The sequence below is a fragment of the Methylobacillus caricis genome, from assembly GCF_020532705.1.
Classification (GTDB): Bacteria; Pseudomonadota; Gammaproteobacteria; order Burkholderiales; family Methylophilaceae; genus Methylobacillus; species Methylobacillus caricis.
This window is the reverse complement of sequence record NZ_JAJAVD010000001.1, coordinates 454,544-471,262: the sequence shown is the minus strand read 5'-3', so window position 1 is coordinate 471,262 and position 16,719 is coordinate 454,544. Positions and strand designations below refer to the sequence as shown.

Here is a 16,719-nt window from a genome sequence, read left to right as displayed (position 1 = left end):
CGAGGACCAAAAACACCAACCCAAGGTCAAAAGCACAGGTCTCGGAGCATTGCTATGCTCGCTCCATCACTCACTACCGACAGGATGTCTAAACTGTACATCCTCCAAATAAAAAAGGGCACATCAATGTGCCCTTTTTATTTTCACCGTAGACTTAACTCAACAGCTACATTTTGCCATGGCTTAGTAAAGAACACGTGTACGTAGAGTACCCTCTACCGTCTGCAATGCCTCAATCGCCGCATCAGAAGCGGAAGCTTCCACATCCATGATCATGTAGCCGATATCGCCCTTGGTCATCATGCTCTGCGCGGAGATGTTGATATTGCTGCGCGCGAACAGGCTGTTGACCGCAGACAATACGCCAGGAACATTGCGGTGGATATGCAGCAGGCGGTGGGTACCGGGTTGTTGCGGGATGGATACTTCAGGGAAGTTGACCGCAGTGACGGTGGAACCGGCATCGGAATACCGTACAAATTTTTCACCAACTTCAATCCCGATATTAGCCTGCGCCTCCTGGGTTGATCCGCCAATATGTGGCGTGAGGATCACGTTCTCGTAAGGGCGCAATGCAGACACAAACTCTTCGTCGTTGCCTTTAGGCTCAACCGGGAACACGTCAATCGCAGCACCGCCAATTTGCTTGGAGGCGATAGCCGCTGCCAGTGCATCGATATCTACACAAGTACCGCGCGCGGCATTGATGAAGATGCCGCCCTTCTTCATTTTGGCAAATTCCTCGGCGCGCATCATGTTCTTGGTCGATGGCAGTTCCGGCACATGCAGTGAAACCACGTCCGCCTCGGCCAGCAGTTCGTCCATGCTTGCAACCTGACGGGCGTTGCCTAGCGGTAGTTTGGCGATCACATCAAAATAAATCACCTTCATGCCCAGGCTTTCTGCCAGGACGGATAACTGGGAGCCAATTGACCCATAACCCACGATACCCAGCGTCTTGCCGCGGGCTTCATAAGACCCTTCGGCCGACTTGGTCCAACCACCCCGGTGCACCAATGCATTTTTCTCGGGAATACCACGCAACAGCAGGATGGTTTGTGCCAGCACCAACTCAGCAACAGAACGGGTATTGGAATATGGCGCGTTGAATACCGGGATACCGCGCTCCAGCGCTCCTTCAAGGTCTACCTGGTTGGTACCTATGCAGAAGCAGCCAATGGCGGTGAGCTTGTTGGCTGCATCCAGTACCTTGGTGGTGATCTGGGTACGGGAACGGATACCGATAAAATGCACATCCTTGATCGCTTCAATCAGCGCATCTTCATCCAGCGCGGTCTTGCGGTAATCAATATTGTTGTAACCGGCAGCATGGAGTACATCGACGGCATTCTGGTGCACGCCCTCCAGCAACAGGAAACGAATCTTATCTTTTTGCAAAGAAAGTTGTTGGGTCATTACTGCTCCGAGAAAAGGCCAAAAATCAGTCATCCTAGCACACTGCCATACATATTAAACCCCTACCAAATCAGGGATACGAGCCAGATTGCAGTCAACTTGGCCATAAGCCAGGCAAATCCTGAATCAGGAATCAATCTCAATAAAAACTGTTAAAATGGGCAATTACCTCATCCGCTGCAAACCAGCTTTTTAACAGGCCTTAATTTGATGAATGCACCCGCCCTACCTGCTGACGTACTGGAACAACTGAAAACCATTGTTGGAGAACAACGGGTCAAGACTGATCATGACAGCCTGGTGACATGGGGTGTGGACTGGACAAAACATTACGAGCCTAGACCATCCGTTATCGTTTTCCCCGCAAGCACCGAGGAAGTACAGGCCATCGTAAAACTGGCCAATACTTGCCAGATCCCGGTCATACCCAGTGGTGGCCGCACTGGTCTCTCCGCCGGTGCAGTGGCCGCCAATGGTGAAATTGTCATCAGTATGGACCGCATGAACAAGGTACTGTCTTTCCTGCATGCAGATCGCCTGGTCAGGGTGCAGGCAGGTGTTATCACTGAACAGTTGCAACAATATGCAGAACAGCAGGGCCTTTACTATCCAGTGGATTTTGCCGCTGCCGGCTCAAGCCAGATTGGCGGCAATATAGGCACCAACGCTGGCGGCATCAAGGTCATCCACTATGGCATGACGCGCGAGTGGGTGCTGGGATTGACTGTTGTCACCGGCAAGGGCGACATCCTGCACCTGAACAAGGGCATGATCAAGAATGCCACCGGCTATGCCCTGCATCAACTGTTCATCGGCTCGGAAGGCACGCTGGGCATTGTCACCGAAGCCGAGATCAAGCTCACGCGCCAGCCGCAGGACCTCAAGGTGCTTGTATTGAGTGTGCCTGATTTTGCCGCCGTCATGCCGATACTGCATGCTTTCCAGCAGCGCATAGACCTGACCGCTTTCGAGTTTTTCAACGATACCGCGCTGCAGAAGATCATGGCAGCCGGTCATGCGGCACGCCCATTCGAAACCGAGTCTCCGCTTTATGTACTGCTTGAGTTCGAAGGCCGTTTTGAGGCGGTGGTGGATGATGCCATGAGCATTTTTGAACACTGCATGGAACAAGGCTGGATCCTGGATGGGGTCATGAGCCAGTCACAGTCACAGGCACAGGCGCTCTGGCATTTACGTGAAGGCATTTCCGAAACCATTGCCCCATTTACACCCTACAAGAACGACATCTCCGTTCTGATCACGCATGTCCCGGCATTTATCGCAGATATCAATGCCATAGTGGCTGCCAACTACCCAGACTTTGAAGTCTGCTGGTTCGGCCATATCGGCGATGGAAATCTGCACCTCAACATCCTGAAGCCCGCCAACCTGAGCAAGGATGAGTTCTTTGAGAAATGCAAAGTAGTCAACCAGCACGTATTTGAAACCGTGCAGAAATACAACGGCTCCATTTCAGCGGAACACGGCGTAGGCATGACCAAGAAAGATTATCTGGGCTACACGCGCGATGCAGTGGAAATCAGCTATATGCGCGAGCTGAAGAAAGTCTTTGACCCCCAAGGCATCATGAATCCCGGCAAGGTCTTCGACCTGTAAAAACCAGGTGAGCAAAAGCCGCATCCTCTCGGCTATTGCTCACTCGGATCCACGCGTCAGCTTAAGTTCCAGCACTAGGCCATAAACGTACAAACCATCTGTTCTTTGAAAAAGCTGACTATACGGATGTCCTGTACCGGTCCTCCTCAACCGTTTCCTCCTACATATTGATTTGGGCAATACTAGCTACCCTATCAAGGGCCTCTACAGCCCTATCACCAGCTTTCAATTCGGTTCATTTAAATCAACAGCCATCACATCCCCTTAACTTAATAGTACTAATAATCATTTTCAATACATTGACTTAGTTAACCCGTTATTCTTCATGGGTATGTACAAACCTGTATATGAGTCGTACCATGCAGATATAAAACTATAATGTAATCTGTATTTGTATGGATTCGAGGAGAGAGTGATGCATGACCAGCAGGCGCGCATTAAATCGCATATCGAATCTCATCAACATATGGCTGGTGCGTTGCTGCCTTTGTTGCATGCGATTCAGGACGATTTAGGCTATATCCCGGAAGAGTGTTACGGCAATATTGCCAAGGCGCTCAATCTTTCCGTTGCAGAAATACATGGCGTAGTCACGTTTTACCACCATTTCCGCATCCACCCGCCGGGCAAGCATGTCCTTCAAGTCTGCCGCGCCGAATCATGCCAGGCCATGGGCAGCCAGGCGCTTGAAACACACGTCAAATCCTCTCTTGGCATAGATTTCCACCAGACCACCAGTGACGGTGCAATTACGCTGGAACCGGTTTACTGTCTTGGCAACTGTGCCTGTTCTCCTGCCATTATGCTGGATGACCAGGTCTATGGCCGCGTCAGCAGCAAGCAGGTAGATCGTCTGGTAGCGGAAGCCAAGGAGGCCGTATGACTACCACCCTCTATATTCCACGAGATTCCAGTGCCCTCTCACTGGGGGCCAATCAGGTTGCCCATGCCATCATGCAAAAGGCCGCTGCGCTAAACATCCCTGTCAACATCGTACGCAATGGCTCACGTGGCATGTTCTGGCTGGAACCATTGGTTGAAGTGGTCACTGACGCGGGGCGCATGGCATACGGTCAAGTCACGGAAGACGACGTCAATTCCCTGTTCAATGCCGGCTTCCTGGCGGGCCACGATCACCCACTACGTCTGGGCCTGACCGATGAGCTTTCCTGGCTTAAAAACCAGGAGCGCCTGACCTTTGCCCGAGTGGGGATCACAGACCCCGTCTCATTGCAGGACTATCTGGACCATGATGGCTACAAGGGCCTGCATAATGCGCTCAAGCTATCAGGTGCCAAAATCGTGCAACAAGTCACGGACTCGGGCCTGCGGGGCCGTGGCGGGGCCGCCTTCCCTACCGGGATCAAGTGGAAAACCGTATTGGAAGCAAAAGCCGAGCAGAAATACATTGTTTGCAACGCCGACGAAGGTGACTCAGGCACTTACTCTGATCGCATGATCATGGAAGGCGATCCCTTTGTGCTGATTGAAGGGATGACCATTGCCGGCATCGCAGTGGGAGCCACCCAAGGGTATATCTATGTCCGCTCCGAGTATCCCCACTCCATAGAAACACTCAATCTGGCAATCAAGACTGCTTACGCTTCTGGTTACCTGGGCCGGGGCATATTGGGTAGTCAGCACGACTTCTACCTGGAGGTCCGCCGCGCCGCGGGTGCCTATGTATGCGGTGAGGAAACCGCCCTGCTTGAAAGTCTGGAAGGCAAGCGCGGCCTGGTACGCTTCAAACCACCGCTGCCTGCCATTTCCGGTCTTTTTGGCAAACCAACCGTGATCAACAATGTGATCTCCCTCGCCACTGTTCCCATTGTCATGGACAAGGGCAGTGTGTATTACCGTGATTACGGCATGGGCCGTTCACGCGGCACCCTGCCGATCCAGCTGGCAGGCAACATCAAGCATGGCGGCCTGGTTGAAAAGGCATTTGGCGTAACCCTGCGCGAACTGTTGTACGACTATGGCGGCGGTTCAGCATCAGGCCGTCCTATCAAGGCAGTGCAGGTCGGAGGCCCACTGGGCGCATACCTGCCTGAATCACAATTTGATACGCCTCTGGATTATGAAGAATTCAGCAAATTATGGGCTGTGCTTGGTCACGGCGGCATTGTCGCCTTTGATGACACCGTCGATATGGCGCACATGGCACGTTATGCCTTTGAGTTCTGTGCGATTGAGTCCTGCGGCAAATGCACGCCCTGCCGCATAGGCTCCACCCGCGGCGTGGAAGTGATGGACAATATCATCGCCGGAACAGAACACGCGCAAAGTGTGGCGCTGGTACGAGACCTCAGCGACACCATGCTGAACGGCTCGCTCTGCGCGCTAGGCGGCATGACACCTTATCCGGTATTGAGTGCACTCAACCATTTTCCCGAAGATTTCGGCTTGGTAAAGAAGGAACAGGCAGCATGAGTTAGCAGTGATTGAAACCGCGGGACACCTTCAAAGGCTTGACATAAAAATGCAGGGTCCTGCTTCAAGGAGCAAGAGGAGAAAGTGATGGACAAGCAAACAGACTACGGCACTCCAGCAAGCCGCGTAACTGATAGGCAAGTCACGCTGGAAATTGACGGTAGGAATATCACCGTTGCCGCAGGCACATCAATCATGCATGCCGCCGTAGAGGCGGGCATCAGCATACCCAAGCTATGTGCCACCGACAGCCTGGAAGCCTTTGGCTCATGTCGACTATGCCTGGTGGAAATCGAAGGCAGGCGCGGCTACCCTGCTTCCTGCACCACTCCGGTGGACGAAGGCCTCAAGGTGCATACGCAAAGCCCCAAGCTGGCAGATATCCGCCGTGGCGTCATGGAACTGTATATCTCAGACCATCCACTGGATTGCCTCACCTGTTCCGCCAATGGCGATTGCGAACTGCAGGATATGGCTGGTGCCGTAGGCCTGCGCGAGGTAAGGTACGGTTATGACGGCAGCAACCACCTCGATGCAGAAAAAGACATTTCCAACCCCTATTTCCAGTTTGATGCCTCCAAGTGCATTGTCTGCTCGCGTTGCGTACGCGCCTGCGAGGAAACCCAGGGTACGTTTGCGCTCACCATCTCCGGACGTGGCTTTGATTCCAAGGTGGCTGCCGGCAACTTCGACAACTTCCTGGACTCCGAATGTGTGTCCTGCGGCGCCTGCGTAGCAGCCTGCCCGACCGCCACCCTGATGGAGAAGACCGTGATAGAACACGGTCAACCTGAGCACAGCGTGATCACCACCTGCGCTTACTGCGGTGTTGGCTGCTCATTCCGTGCCGAGATGAAAGGTGAGCAGGTAGTCCGCATGGTGCCGGACAAAAACGGTGGTGCCAATCACGGCCATTCTTGCGTCAAGGGACGGTTTGCCTGGGGCTATGCCACCCACAGGGACCGCATCACCACCCCCATGATCCGCAAAAGCATCAAGGACCCATGGCAGGAAGTCACCTGGGAAGAAGCTATCGGCTATGCCGCCAGCGAACTGAAGCGCATCCAGGCCAAATATGGCCGCAATTCGATAGGCGCCATCACCTCCTCACGCTGCACGAACGAGGAAACCTACCTGGTACAAAAACTGGTACGTGCCGCCTTTGGCAACAACAATGTGGATACCTGCGCGCGCGTCTGCCATTCTCCTACCGGCTATGGCCTCAAGCAGACCCTGGGCGAGTCAGCAGGCACCCAGACCTTTGACTCTGTCATGCAGTCAGATGTCATCATGGTCATTGGCGCCAATCCCACTGACGGCCATCCTGTCTTCGGATCACAGATGAAGCGTCGCCTGCGCCAGGGGGCAAAGCTCATCGTGGTCGATCCCAGGGCCATAGACCTGGTATCCAGCCCGCACGTCAAGGCGCACTATCACCTCAAGCTGCGCCCTGGCACCAATGTAGCCCTGATTACGGCCATGGCCCATGTGGTGGTAACAGAAGGATTGGTGGACGAGGAGTTTGTACGCAGCCGTTGCGAGTGGGACTCCTTTGAATACTGGAGTGAATTTGTTGCGCGGCCTGAAAACTCTCCTGAAGCCATGCAGCAAGCGACTGGCGTTCCTGCCGCCGATGTGCGTGCGGCGGCCCGCCTGTTTGCCACCGGCGGCAATGCAGCCATTTACTATGGCCTGGGCGTCACTGAGCACAGCCAGGGTTCCACCACGGTCATGGGCATTGCCAATCTTGCCATGGCCACCGGCAACATAGGCCGTGAAGGTGTAGGAGTCAACCCGCTGCGTGGTCAGAACAATGTGCAGGGCTCCTGCGACATGGGTTCATTCCCGCACGAGTTTCCAGGCTACCGCCATGTGTCCGATGATGCCACCCGCGCCCTGTTTGAAGGCGCCTGGGGCAGGCCGCTGGATAGCGAGCCAGGCTTGCGTATCCCCAACATGCTGGACTTTGCCATTGATGGCAGCTTCAAGGCACTCTACTGTGAAGGCGAAGATATCGCCCAGTCAGATCCCAATACCCAGCATGTTACCCATGCACTGTCTTCCATGGAGTGCGTGATTGTGCAGGATCTTTTCCTCAATGAAACGGCAATGTACGCGCATGTTTTCCTGCCTGGTTGCTCATTCCTGGAGAAAAGCGGCACCTTTACCAATGCAGAACGCCGCATCTCGCCGGTCAGACGCGTCATGACGCCCAAGAATGGCTATGAAGACTGGGAAGTGACCGTCATGCTCTCCGAGGCGCTAGGTTATCCCATGCCTTACAAGCATGCATCCGAGATACTGGATGAGATCGCCAGGCTCACCCCCACATTCCATGGCGTCAGCTTCAAGCGCCTGGAAGAACTGGGTAGCATACAGTGGCCCTGCAACGAGCAGCATCCCACCGGCACACCTATCATGCACGTGGATGAGTTTGTACGGGGCAAGGGACGTTTCATGGTCACCGAGTACGTACCGACCACAGAGAAAGTCAACAGCAAGTACCCGCTCATCCTGACTACCGGGCGTATACTGTCGCATTACAATGTTGGCGCCCAGACCAGGCGTACTGACAATGTGGCATGGCACCCTGAAGACCGGGTGGAAATCCACCCGCACGATGCTGAGGACAGGGGCATTGCAGATGGCGACTGGGTAGGTATTACCAGCCGGGCCGGCAATACGGTGCAACGCGCTCAAATCTCCGAGCGGGTGCAGCCGGGGGTGATCTACACCACCTTCCACCATCCCGAGTCAGGTGCCAATGTCATTACCACCGACAACTCGGACTGGGCAACCAATTGTCCTGAATTCAAGGTGACTGCGGTTCAAGTCACCAGGGTCACGCAGCTTTCCGAATGGCAGCGTCACTACCAGGAGTTCAGCGACGAACAGATTGCTCTAGCCAAACAGCGGGATGAAGCCCGCGTGGAATAGTGATGAAGCAGACGGAATTCTTGATAGAAAGTGAATCCACTGACAGTGCAATCACCGCCCTCAAATTCGAGGACGGTCAGTTGCGCGAGGTTGAGGACAGAGTGGCAGAAGAAGTCCCGGTTGCCATGATCTACAATGGCATTTCACATGCCGTGATGCTGGCAACCCCGGATGACTTGGCCGATTTCGCACTGGGATTCTCACTCTGCGAAGGCATACTCTCCAGCGCCAAAGACCTGTATGGCATCGAAGTCGTGCAACGGGTCAATGGCATAGAGCTGCAGATGGAGATTGCCTCGGAGAATTTTCAACATCTCAAACAGCGCCGCCGCAGCATGACTGGCCGTACAGGCTGCGGCCTTTGCGGATCGGAAAGCCTGGACCAGGCGATCCGCGTCCCCAACCCGATACAGGCCCAAGACATCCACTTTGACGCAGAAGCCATCTATCTGGCACAGCGCAACATGCAGGCAATGCAGGCCTTGCAGGGCCGCACTGGGGCCACCCATGCCTGTGCCTGGGTCAGCCCAGAGGGCAAGGTGCTCATGGTGCGTGAAGATGTGGGGCGGCACAATGCACTGGACAAATTGATAGGTGCCCGCGCGCGACAAGCCCAGCCAGCTCCGGGCTTTGTACTGACATCCAGCCGCGCCAGCTATGAAATGGTACAGAAAGCAGCCAGTGCCAATATCCCCATGTTGGTGGCGATCTCAGCCCCCACCGGGCTTGCCATCCGCATGGCACAAGGTTGTGGTGTGACGCTGGTAGGATTTGCACGCAAGCAGCAGCATGTGGTTTACAGCTGCCCTGAACGGCTTTTGCATAAGGAACTGGCATGAACATAGAACACCTGGTCAAAATGGCCAATCAAATCGGCGACTTCTTCCGCTCCTACCCAGACCAAGAGCAGGCAAAAAAGGATATCGCCAGCCACCTCACCCGCTTCTGGGCGCCTCAGATGCGCCAGCAAATCCTCGACCATATTGCCCAAACTGCTGATTCAGGACTGCAACCGTTGGTATTGAGCGCCATCCGGGAACATCTACATATCAAGAATCCGGTACAGCAAACCTGATTCCCATAAGCAATAACCGCTTGCAGACATTACGACGCCATCGCTGCGGAAGGACTTAATACCAGGCTTTTTTCATATCCCTCAATAAAAAAACCCGGGATTCAGTCCCGGGTTTTACTTGTCAAGGAGGCTGTTTAAGCCTTGTCAGCACGCCTCGCTTTCACCTTGGACTGATACTCTGCCCATTTCTGTTGCTGCTCTGGTGTCAGCACTTTGTACACTTCATGTATCGTATTGGTACGCAACACGATCAAATCAGCCTGTATCTTGGCTTGCTGGCCTGCGAGCTGCTGTACATTCTTTTCATCATAACTCTCGCTGCGGGAAGCAGCAGCCAGCGCTTTATAAGAGTCATGGACCGCCTGCCTCTTCTCAGCAAAAACCGGCTTCTGCTTTTCCACAATCTGTTTGACCTGTGCCTGCTGCTCAGCGCTCAAGTTGAGAGGGCGCAGCTTATGCTCAAGAAAGCGACCTTCGGAAAAACCATGACGGCCATCAAAGGATGCATGCTTTTTACTCTTGTCGCATTTCTGGTCGCCTGAGTCGGCATGGCTGGCCGCAATATTCAGTGCCAGCAGGGCAGATGCCAGAATGGCGGAAGATACCAATAACTTACGTGTCCTGATCATTTTGATGCTCCTTCTAGAGTAACCTTGAAATGACAAACCGCTTGATTGCGTTGCCTGACTATTACGAGTCCTATTCTCGTCAAATGTTTGTATGCTTGCGTCTTGTCGGTGTAATACTTGGTAAAAGTTTGTAATATGGGACTTTTGCAGTACTCTCATGCGGCAAAATTAACACATGTTATCTTTTTAAAAGGGGCACATACTGTGCTACGTGTACTGCTCATCGACGATGACGTCGAGCTTTGTCAGATGATGGAAGAGTATCTGGGTGCCGAGGATTTCACGCTCGAAATCGCCCATGATGGCGAACAGGGTGCACGGATGGCATTGTCAGGTGATTTTGACCTGGTGGTGCTGGATGTCATGATGCCGCGATTCAATGGGTTTGACACCTTGAGACTGATACGCGCCAGCAGCCAGATACCCGTCATCATGCTCACCGCCAAAGGCGATGAAATAGACCGGATTGTAGGCCTGGAACTCGGTGCCGATGATTACCTCTCCAAACCATTCAACCCGCGTGAACTGGTGGCAAGGCTACGTGCAATCCAGCGCCGGGTAGCCGTGCGTGATGAAGTTCTGCAATCCCAGCAGAACATCAATATCACCCGGGTCGGCAAGATCGCCATCTACCCCTCGGAGCGCATCATTGAGTGGAAAGGTGAACCACTGGACATTACCACTAGCGAATATGCATTGCTTGAAGTGCTCGCTCGCCATGCTGGCCATGTCGTCAGCAAGGCGGACTTGTTCAGTCAGGCATTGGGGCGTGCGGAAAGCCGTTATGACCGAAGCATAGATGTACACGTGAGCAACCTGCGGCAAAAGCTCGGCCTGCTGGAAGATGGCCGCTCCCCCATACAAACTGTGCGCGGCGTCGGCTACCAGTTTATTGCCGGCTAACCGCCAGAGGCCAACACATGGGACGCCTGTTCTGGAAAATCTTTATCGGTTTCTCTTTCACCCTACTGATTACAGTTGGCGGGGTAGGGGGAGCAATTTACCTCAACGACAAATCGCCATCCACTGAAGAAGGCTTTTTAAGTGACCGGCGTGCCGACTTCGTAGTCGGCATTACTGCCAACGCCTTGAAATACGGCAGCGAAGACGGGGCCAAGGCTTTATTCGACACATGGCCTGGTCACAAGCGCCCCACTGTACTCATCATCAATGACCATGACCAGGACATACTGGGGCGCGAGGTCGAACCAGAGACCTTGCGTCGGGCCATCAATGCGCTGACACTTGATCCGCCTCCCACTAGCGTCCGCAAGGTCAAGACAGAAACTGGCAACGAATACATCCTGTTTATCCCGGCAGGCAGTGCTGACTCGGCAGGCCCCCTGAAATACAGCCTCGAACTGCAAATCTTCATCGCCCTGCTCGCCAGCCTGCTCTTCAGTGCCGGTTTTGCAGTTTACCTGAGCCGCCCAATCAAGCTGTTGCGCAAAGCCAGCCGAAAATTGGCAGAAGGCGACCTTACCACCCGCGTCAGCCCTGAACTTGAAAACCGCAACGATGAGCTGACCGAGTTGGGCCAGGACTTTGACTACATGGCCACACGCCTGCAAACCCTGCTGGATGCACAACGCCTGCTGCTGCACGACGTGTCACATGAGCTTCGTTCGCCCGTTGCCCGTATGCGCCTGGCAGTAGGCTTGGCACAGCAACAGCCGGACAAGCTGGCATCGGCCTTAAGCCGCATTGAACGCGAAACCGAGCGGCTGGATGAACTCTTGGGGCAAATGCTTACCCTATCGCGCCTGGAGGCAGGGATCGGTAGTGAATCCAGCGACAATATCAGCCTTACCGACCTATTGGCGGAAATTGTGCAAGATGCCAACTTCGAGGCTCAAGCCGTTGGCAGCAGTATTAATTTCCAGGCATCTAATGAAGTATTGATGCAGGGACATTATGAATTACTCCGGCGCGCTTTCGAAAACATCATTCGTAATGCATTGAAATATAATCACCCAGGGGAATCCGTGGAGGTGTCGATCAGCAAGAATGACCAACATGAGATTTTAGTGGAGGTGCGTGACCACGGGCCAGGACTGCCAGAGGATGAAATCCGCAACGTATTCCAGCCCTTTTACCGGGTACCGGGCGCAGACAAGCCTGGCAATGTCGGTTACGGGCTAGGCCTCGCCATAGCGCAACGTGCAATTGAGCGCCACCACGGCAATATTGTCTTGAAAAACTGCCAAGATGGAGGGTTGTGCGTATGCACGACATTCCCCTCGGATATTGAGGCCGCCACGACCGCCTGATCGCCCAGCCTCTGGACTAACCAGCCAATGCCATGGTCAATGCAGGCTTGCAAAAGTGATATCCGGCCTGAATTGGATAAAATAACCTTCCGGCACTTCGGAAGCACTTTCCGCTGTTTTTAAAGTGGAGGGTAAAGAACGCGGTAACAGATATTCGTAATGCAAAGAGTCTGTGGTAGGTTTCAAGTGATCTTTTGGCAAGCCCACAATCCGTTCTGGTCTCTTGCGTGTCCCGGCAGCGTCATTCTCCCAGTTGATGGCAAGCCAGATCAGATCTTCATGCTCAAATGCATCGCTGAAATAAATATCGCCGCTGTCATCAAATGAAATGCATACCTTAAACAATTGCATAGCGCTCATATCCTCTCGTTGTTATTCATGCGAGCGGCATCATGACAGCAAGGCGGCACGATGGCAGTAGGACACCCCTGAAGTTGCTGTAGGACCAGGCTGATGGCCGTCCTGAAACCTACCTCCATTCGCCTGCGACACCATGGCAGGCATCAGGTAAACCTAGGCCATGTGCAAATGTATGAATCCCAGCAGCCCCGCCACCATTAAAAACAAGAGCAGGCTGATGCAGCGCCAGAAGAGTAGCGGATCGCGCTCAAGCCAGGGAATATAGGTACGTGTCTCGCGGCGTGGATGACGCAAGGCGTGGATGAACTCGGACAATGCTTCATAGCGTTTGTCCGGCAAGGGATGCACCGCTTTTTGTAAGACGCCATCTAACCAGCCTGGCACTAGGCCATCCTCGTTATTCAGGGAGCGATAGCGCAGTTGCTGTAGGGCTGATCGGCTCCTGGCCCTCACCAGCTGTGCCCCATAGGGCAAGTGCCCACTCACCATCTGGTAGGCAATCACGCCCAGCGAAAAGACTTCCGAGCGCAATGAACCTGACTCCCCCAGCAAACATTCTGGCGCAGCATATTGCATGGTGCCTAGCCAATCATCCCCAGGCAGGGAATCAGCCAGCCCAGCCACCTGGGTCGAAGCAAGATCGATCAGTTTGATGCTTCCATGCTGGTCTATCATGATATTTTCAGGTCGCAGATCCTGATGCAGCATTTCCAGGTGATGAAAAGCCTGCAAGGCCTTGGCGATTTGCTCCATGATGCTGCGTACTTGTTCCAAAGCAGGCCGGGGATGATCACGCATCCATTGTGCCAGTGTCTGGCCTTCAATGAACTCAAGGGCAACGTAGAGATACCCTGGCTTGCGTGTTGAGTGCGCAGGCCCTACCACATGAGGATGATGCAAACGGCGCGCAACCCAGTCCTCGAGCACGAAACGATCCAGGTAATCGTTATTCGCGCTCATATCCACAGAAGGAGTCTTGATGACTATCTGCTCTCCGCTTTCCTGGTCAAGTGCAAGATAGAGATGGCTCCGGCTACTGCGGTGCAGGTCCCGCAGGATCAGGTAACCATCAAACAGCATGCCTGCTTCCAGTATGGGAGGCAGTGCTAATTCAAACCGCTGCTGCTGGATTTCGGGAAAGCCTGGGTCAGGCAAGCGGTCTATGCGCACGATTTGCAAGGTCTGGTTATCCAGACTGCCGCGCCGTGTTGCCTCAGCCACAATCATACGCGCTGCAAGGTCAAGATCATCAGCATGTTGCGCCAGCACCTGCGCCACCAGCGTGCCATCAATATAATCATGTACGCCATCTGAGCTTAACAAGAGATACTCCCCTTCTTGCAAGACCCAGGATTGATAGTCAATCTCCAGCCGGGACGAGATGCCCAAAGCACGCTCAAGATAACTTTGGCCGCCACCGATGGCTACACGGTGATCAACGGTCAGTGGCTCCAGCACGTTCCCTGTCAAGCGCGATATCCGTGTGTCACCGACATGAAAAGCATAGGCACGTGTGGACTTGATGATCAATGCTGTAAATGTGCACACATAGCCCTTGTCGCGCTCAAACCGGTATTCACTACGCTGGCTTTGGGCATATAGCCAGGAGTTGCTGGCCATCAGTACTGCTTGCGCCGACCGGCTGACACTCCAGGCATCGGACGTACAATAGTAATCGTCAAGAAAACTGCGTACGGCCATCGCACTTGCCTCATGGCTGACAGCGCTGCTGCTGACGCCATCGGCGATGGCAATCACAGCCCCTTTGCGGCTGAGCAGGGGCTCAGCCGGAATCAGCGCAGCATGGAAATCCTGGTTGAGTGGCTTGGACCCGCTAACCGAGCACTGCCCCAACGTAATTTCCAGCATAGCGCCCACCCTACTGAACCCTTTTCATGAGGATAAATCAACGCACATTGCGCTTGGCTGCAGTACGTACATGCGTCGCATACAGCGTCAACCCTGTGAAGGCCAGGCCCCCGACCAGATTGCCCAATACTACTGGCAATTCGTTCCAGATGATGTAGTCCATAATGGAAAAATCACCACCCATCAGTAATGCGGAGGGAAACAGGAACATATTGACGATCGAATGCTCGAACGTCATGCCGAAGAAAAGCATAATCGGCATCCACATTGCCACCACCTTGCCCGTCACACTGGTGGAAATCATGGCGCCCACCACGCCAGTAGACACCATCCAGTTACATAGCATGCCACGTACAAAGACTGTCAGCATCCCCGCTGCACCATATTGAGAATAACCCAGTGTACGTTTCTCTCCAATGCCGGCAATCACCGTGCCTACCTTGTCCGGCTCTACAGAAAAACCGAATGTAAATACCACCGCCATCAACACCGCAACGGTAAAAGCCCCCAGGAAATTACCGACAAACACCAAGCCCCAGTTGCGTAACACTCCTTGAATATTGACGCCTGGACGTTTATCTATCAGAGCCAGGGGCGTTAATACAAAGACACCTGTCAAAAGGTCAAACCCCAGTAAATACAACATGCAAAATCCAACCGGGAACAAGATCGCCCCGATAATTGGATATCCTGTCTGCACCGACGCAGTAATCGCAAACACCGCGGCCAATGCCAGAATAGCCCCTGCCATGTAAGCACGGATTACGGTATCGCGTGTGGACATCAATACTTTGGATTCCCCGGCATCCACCATCTTGGTGACAAATTCGGAAGGTAAAAGATAAGCCATAACAGTTCCTATGCTTGATTAGCAGACAAAAAAACGTCCACCCCCAGCCCTCTGGATTAAAGAAAGCTGGGGGTGGACGTCGTTGTCCAAAAAAATCTATGTCAAAAGCACCATTACTTTTGATGCTACCTTCCAAGCAATAAACAGACCATAATGTATAGGTGCTGAAAGTGGGCCAAATAAAGAGATGTCTTTCTATTCCGGCCCTCCAAATGCCCTGAAATAGGGCAATGAGAATGACGGCTGTCACATTAAGGTGCAATCGAGATGCCACAACAGGGCTCTCATTTGACCCTGCAAGCTAAAACCGGAGAATCCCTATATTGGACTCATTCTCAGGATAGCCATATAAGTAGCTTCATTCCAGTTGATGCTATTGGCTGGAGTGTCTGCCGGTTTTAATCTCAAGAATTATTCCATAGAGAGAATGTCATGAATGACAATAAAGCGTCGTGAATCTCGTGGGTAATTAACGGGTGAAGAATAGCTTGATACGGCGAAAGATACGGTCAAGCAACGTGCCATCCAATTGATAGTGCTTATGCAGCGGCTGCTTGACCTGCCAGGTGCAACGCAAACCAGCTGGAAAGGTCACAAGGTCGCCCTTGTAGAAGGTCACAGGAGCACTACCGTCGTTGGGCGTAATGACTACTTCACCTTCAAGAATGTAGGCAATCTCCTGTTCCGGAAAAACCCAGGGGAAAGTCGAGATTTCCTTGCTCCAGGTTGGCCATTTGCTGACACCAAGGGATTCCAGGCGTGAAGCGGCAGGGTTCTTTTCAATAACAATCTTGCTCATGATAATTCTTTCAGTTTTGCCCGGAGGCATATACATTACAATTAACCCGGCCCCGCCGGATTACAACCAGGCGGTATGGTACCGGCCCTGACCTATCATGACTAGCCAAAGAATTTAGACACGGAAAACCCGGCAGGAAACATATGTCCGATCACGCTATCCACTGGCCCGCCATCATCCATCATGCTGGTGACGATGAGCTGGAATATATTGCAGACCAGCAAGGCTGGAACTTCTGGCATCCCTCCCATGGAAAGTCCAGGCTGATAGATACAGCAGGCCGCATCTATACAATCACCAGTCACAGAAAATTGCAGGCAGAAGGCACTTCATTATCACTGGATGAAATATTAGCCTTGGTAAGGGCGCATGCAATGCTGGAAGGCATATGTTGTACTACCAAGATTGGGGCAGCGAATATTCATGCTGCCATCACACTAGTCGCCAGCCTGGAGCAGAAATAA

At 53.2% G+C, this 16,719-nt stretch carries 15 protein-coding genes; 9 read left to right on the top strand and 6 right to left on the bottom strand.

Going from position 1 to position 16,719, the window contains the following annotated elements; all coding sequences use genetic code 11:
* Positions 1–183: 183 nt before the first annotated feature.
* A complete protein-coding gene (gene serA / locus LG200_RS02325) occupies positions 184–1,416 on the bottom strand; it encodes a phosphoglycerate dehydrogenase (RefSeq protein WP_226755987.1) in 1,233 nt (410 codons plus the stop codon).
* Positions 1,417–1,626: 210 nt separating this feature from the next.
* On the opposite strand from serA, the gene LG200_RS02320 reads away from it, so the two are divergent.
* The 6 genes from LG200_RS02320 to LG200_RS02295 all read left to right on the top strand — a co-directional run bounded on the left by LG200_RS02320 (position 1,627) and on the right by LG200_RS02295 (position 9,478).
* Complete coding sequence (locus LG200_RS02320; RefSeq protein WP_226755986.1) at positions 1,627–3,033, top strand: FAD-binding oxidoreductase; 1,407 nt, start codon at positions 1,627–1,629, stop codon at positions 3,031–3,033.
* A gap of 415 nt (positions 3,034–3,448) precedes the next feature.
* Positions 3,449–3,916: a formate dehydrogenase subunit gamma gene (locus tag LG200_RS02315; RefSeq protein ID WP_226755985.1), complete on the top strand. Its 468-nt coding sequence runs from the start codon at positions 3,449–3,451 to the stop codon at positions 3,914–3,916.
* Positions 3,913–5,466: a formate dehydrogenase beta subunit gene (locus LG200_RS02310; protein WP_226755984.1), complete on the top strand. Its 1,554-nt coding sequence runs from the start codon at positions 3,913–3,915 to the stop codon at positions 5,464–5,466. Before LG200_RS02315 ends, LG200_RS02310 begins: the two co-directional genes overlap by 4 nt.
* 87 nt (positions 5,467–5,553) lie before the next feature.
* Positions 5,554–8,403 carry a formate dehydrogenase subunit alpha gene (gene fdhF / locus LG200_RS02305; protein WP_226755983.1) on the top strand — a complete coding sequence of 950 codons (2,850 nt, stop codon included), beginning with the start codon at positions 5,554–5,556 and terminating at the stop codon, positions 8,401–8,403.
* A 2-nt stretch (positions 8,404–8,405) separates the two neighbouring features.
* Positions 8,406–9,242, top strand: coding sequence for a formate dehydrogenase accessory sulfurtransferase FdhD (gene fdhD / locus LG200_RS02300; protein ID WP_226755982.1), 837 nt, complete (start codon positions 8,406–8,408; stop codon positions 9,240–9,242).
* On the top strand, positions 9,239–9,478 hold the full coding sequence (locus tag LG200_RS02295) for a formate dehydrogenase subunit delta (RefSeq protein WP_226755981.1): 240 nt from the start codon (positions 9,239–9,241) through the stop codon (positions 9,476–9,478). The genes fdhD and LG200_RS02295 overlap by 4 nt, the downstream gene beginning before the upstream one ends.
* Before the next feature lie 134 nt (positions 9,479–9,612).
* Here the strand turns inward: LG200_RS02295 and LG200_RS02290 are convergent, their stop codons facing one another.
* Complete coding sequence (locus LG200_RS02290) at positions 9,613–10,107, bottom strand: Spy/CpxP family protein refolding chaperone (protein ID WP_226755980.1); 495 nt, start codon at positions 10,105–10,107, stop codon at positions 9,613–9,615.
* Between the two features lie 204 nt (positions 10,108–10,311).
* On the opposite strand from LG200_RS02290, the gene LG200_RS02285 reads away from it, so the two are divergent.
* Together LG200_RS02285 and LG200_RS02280 are read left to right on the top strand one after the other, a co-directional pair.
* Positions 10,312–11,010: a response regulator gene (locus LG200_RS02285; protein ID WP_226755979.1), complete on the top strand. Its 699-nt coding sequence runs from the start codon at positions 10,312–10,314 to the stop codon at positions 11,008–11,010.
* Between the two features lie 17 nt (positions 11,011–11,027).
* Positions 11,028–12,377 (top strand): ATP-binding protein, encoded by a 1,350-nt coding sequence (locus LG200_RS02280; RefSeq protein WP_226755978.1) that lies wholly within the window; start codon positions 11,028–11,030, stop codon positions 12,375–12,377.
* 36 nt (positions 12,378–12,413) lie between these two features.
* On the opposite strand, the gene LG200_RS02275 is transcribed toward LG200_RS02280, so the two are convergent.
* From LG200_RS02275 to LG200_RS02260, 4 genes are all read right to left on the bottom strand, one after another.
* Positions 12,414–12,728, bottom strand: coding sequence for a hypothetical protein (locus tag LG200_RS02275; protein ID WP_226755977.1), 315 nt, complete (start codon positions 12,726–12,728; stop codon positions 12,414–12,416).
* A 162-nt stretch (positions 12,729–12,890) separates the two neighbouring features.
* Positions 12,891–14,606 carry a bifunctional protein-serine/threonine kinase/phosphatase gene (locus LG200_RS02270; RefSeq protein ID WP_226755976.1) on the bottom strand — a complete coding sequence of 572 codons (1,716 nt, stop codon included), beginning with the start codon at positions 14,604–14,606 and terminating at the stop codon, positions 12,891–12,893.
* Between the two features lie 37 nt (positions 14,607–14,643).
* Entirely contained in the window at positions 14,644–15,456 is an 813-nt protein-coding gene (locus LG200_RS02265; protein ID WP_226755975.1) for a formate/nitrite transporter family protein, read from the bottom strand.
* Between the two features lie 469 nt (positions 15,457–15,925).
* The gene (locus LG200_RS02260; protein ID WP_226755974.1) at positions 15,926–16,255 is read right to left on the bottom strand and encodes a cupin domain-containing protein; all 330 of its coding nucleotides are present in this window, start codon (positions 16,253–16,255) and stop codon (positions 15,926–15,928) included.
* A gap of 143 nt (positions 16,256–16,398) precedes the next feature.
* Between LG200_RS02260 and LG200_RS02255 the strand changes: the two genes are divergently transcribed.
* Entirely contained in the window at positions 16,399–16,719 is a 321-nt protein-coding gene (locus tag LG200_RS02255) for a DUF4144 domain-containing protein (RefSeq protein WP_226755973.1), read from the top strand.

Excerpts from the sequence above, each read along its gene's own strand:
- serA (WP_226755987.1), bottom strand. The coding sequence starts at position 1,416 with ATGACCCAACAACTTTCTTTGCAAAAAGATAAGATTCGTTTCCTGTTG.
- LG200_RS02320 (WP_226755986.1), top strand. The coding sequence starts at position 1,627 with ATGAATGCACCCGCCCTACCTGCTGACGTACTGGAACAACTGAAAACC.
- LG200_RS02315 (WP_226755985.1), top strand. The coding sequence starts at position 3,449 with ATGCATGACCAGCAGGCGCGCATTAAATCGCATATCGAATCTCATCAA.
- LG200_RS02310 (WP_226755984.1), top strand. The coding sequence starts at position 3,913 with ATGACTACCACCCTCTATATTCCACGAGATTCCAGTGCCCTCTCACTG.
- fdhF (WP_226755983.1), top strand. The coding sequence starts at position 5,554 with ATGGACAAGCAAACAGACTACGGCACTCCAGCAAGCCGCGTAACTGAT.
- fdhD (WP_226755982.1), top strand. The coding sequence starts at position 8,406 with ATGAAGCAGACGGAATTCTTGATAGAAAGTGAATCCACTGACAGTGCA.
- LG200_RS02295 (WP_226755981.1), top strand. The coding sequence starts at position 9,239 with ATGAACATAGAACACCTGGTCAAAATGGCCAATCAAATCGGCGACTTC.
- LG200_RS02290 (WP_226755980.1), bottom strand. The coding sequence starts at position 10,107 with ATGATCAGGACACGTAAGTTATTGGTATCTTCCGCCATTCTGGCATCT.
- LG200_RS02280 (WP_226755978.1), top strand. The coding sequence starts at position 11,028 with ATGGGACGCCTGTTCTGGAAAATCTTTATCGGTTTCTCTTTCACCCTA.
- LG200_RS02275 (WP_226755977.1), bottom strand. The coding sequence starts at position 12,728 with ATGCAATTGTTTAAGGTATGCATTTCATTTGATGACAGCGGCGATATT.
- LG200_RS02270 (WP_226755976.1), bottom strand. The coding sequence starts at position 14,606 with ATGCTGGAAATTACGTTGGGGCAGTGCTCGGTTAGCGGGTCCAAGCCA.
- LG200_RS02265 (WP_226755975.1), bottom strand. The coding sequence starts at position 15,456 with ATGGCTTATCTTTTACCTTCCGAATTTGTCACCAAGATGGTGGATGCC.
- LG200_RS02260 (WP_226755974.1), bottom strand. The coding sequence starts at position 16,255 with ATGAGCAAGATTGTTATTGAAAAGAACCCTGCCGCTTCACGCCTGGAA.
- LG200_RS02255 (WP_226755973.1), top strand. The coding sequence starts at position 16,399 with ATGTCCGATCACGCTATCCACTGGCCCGCCATCATCCATCATGCTGGT.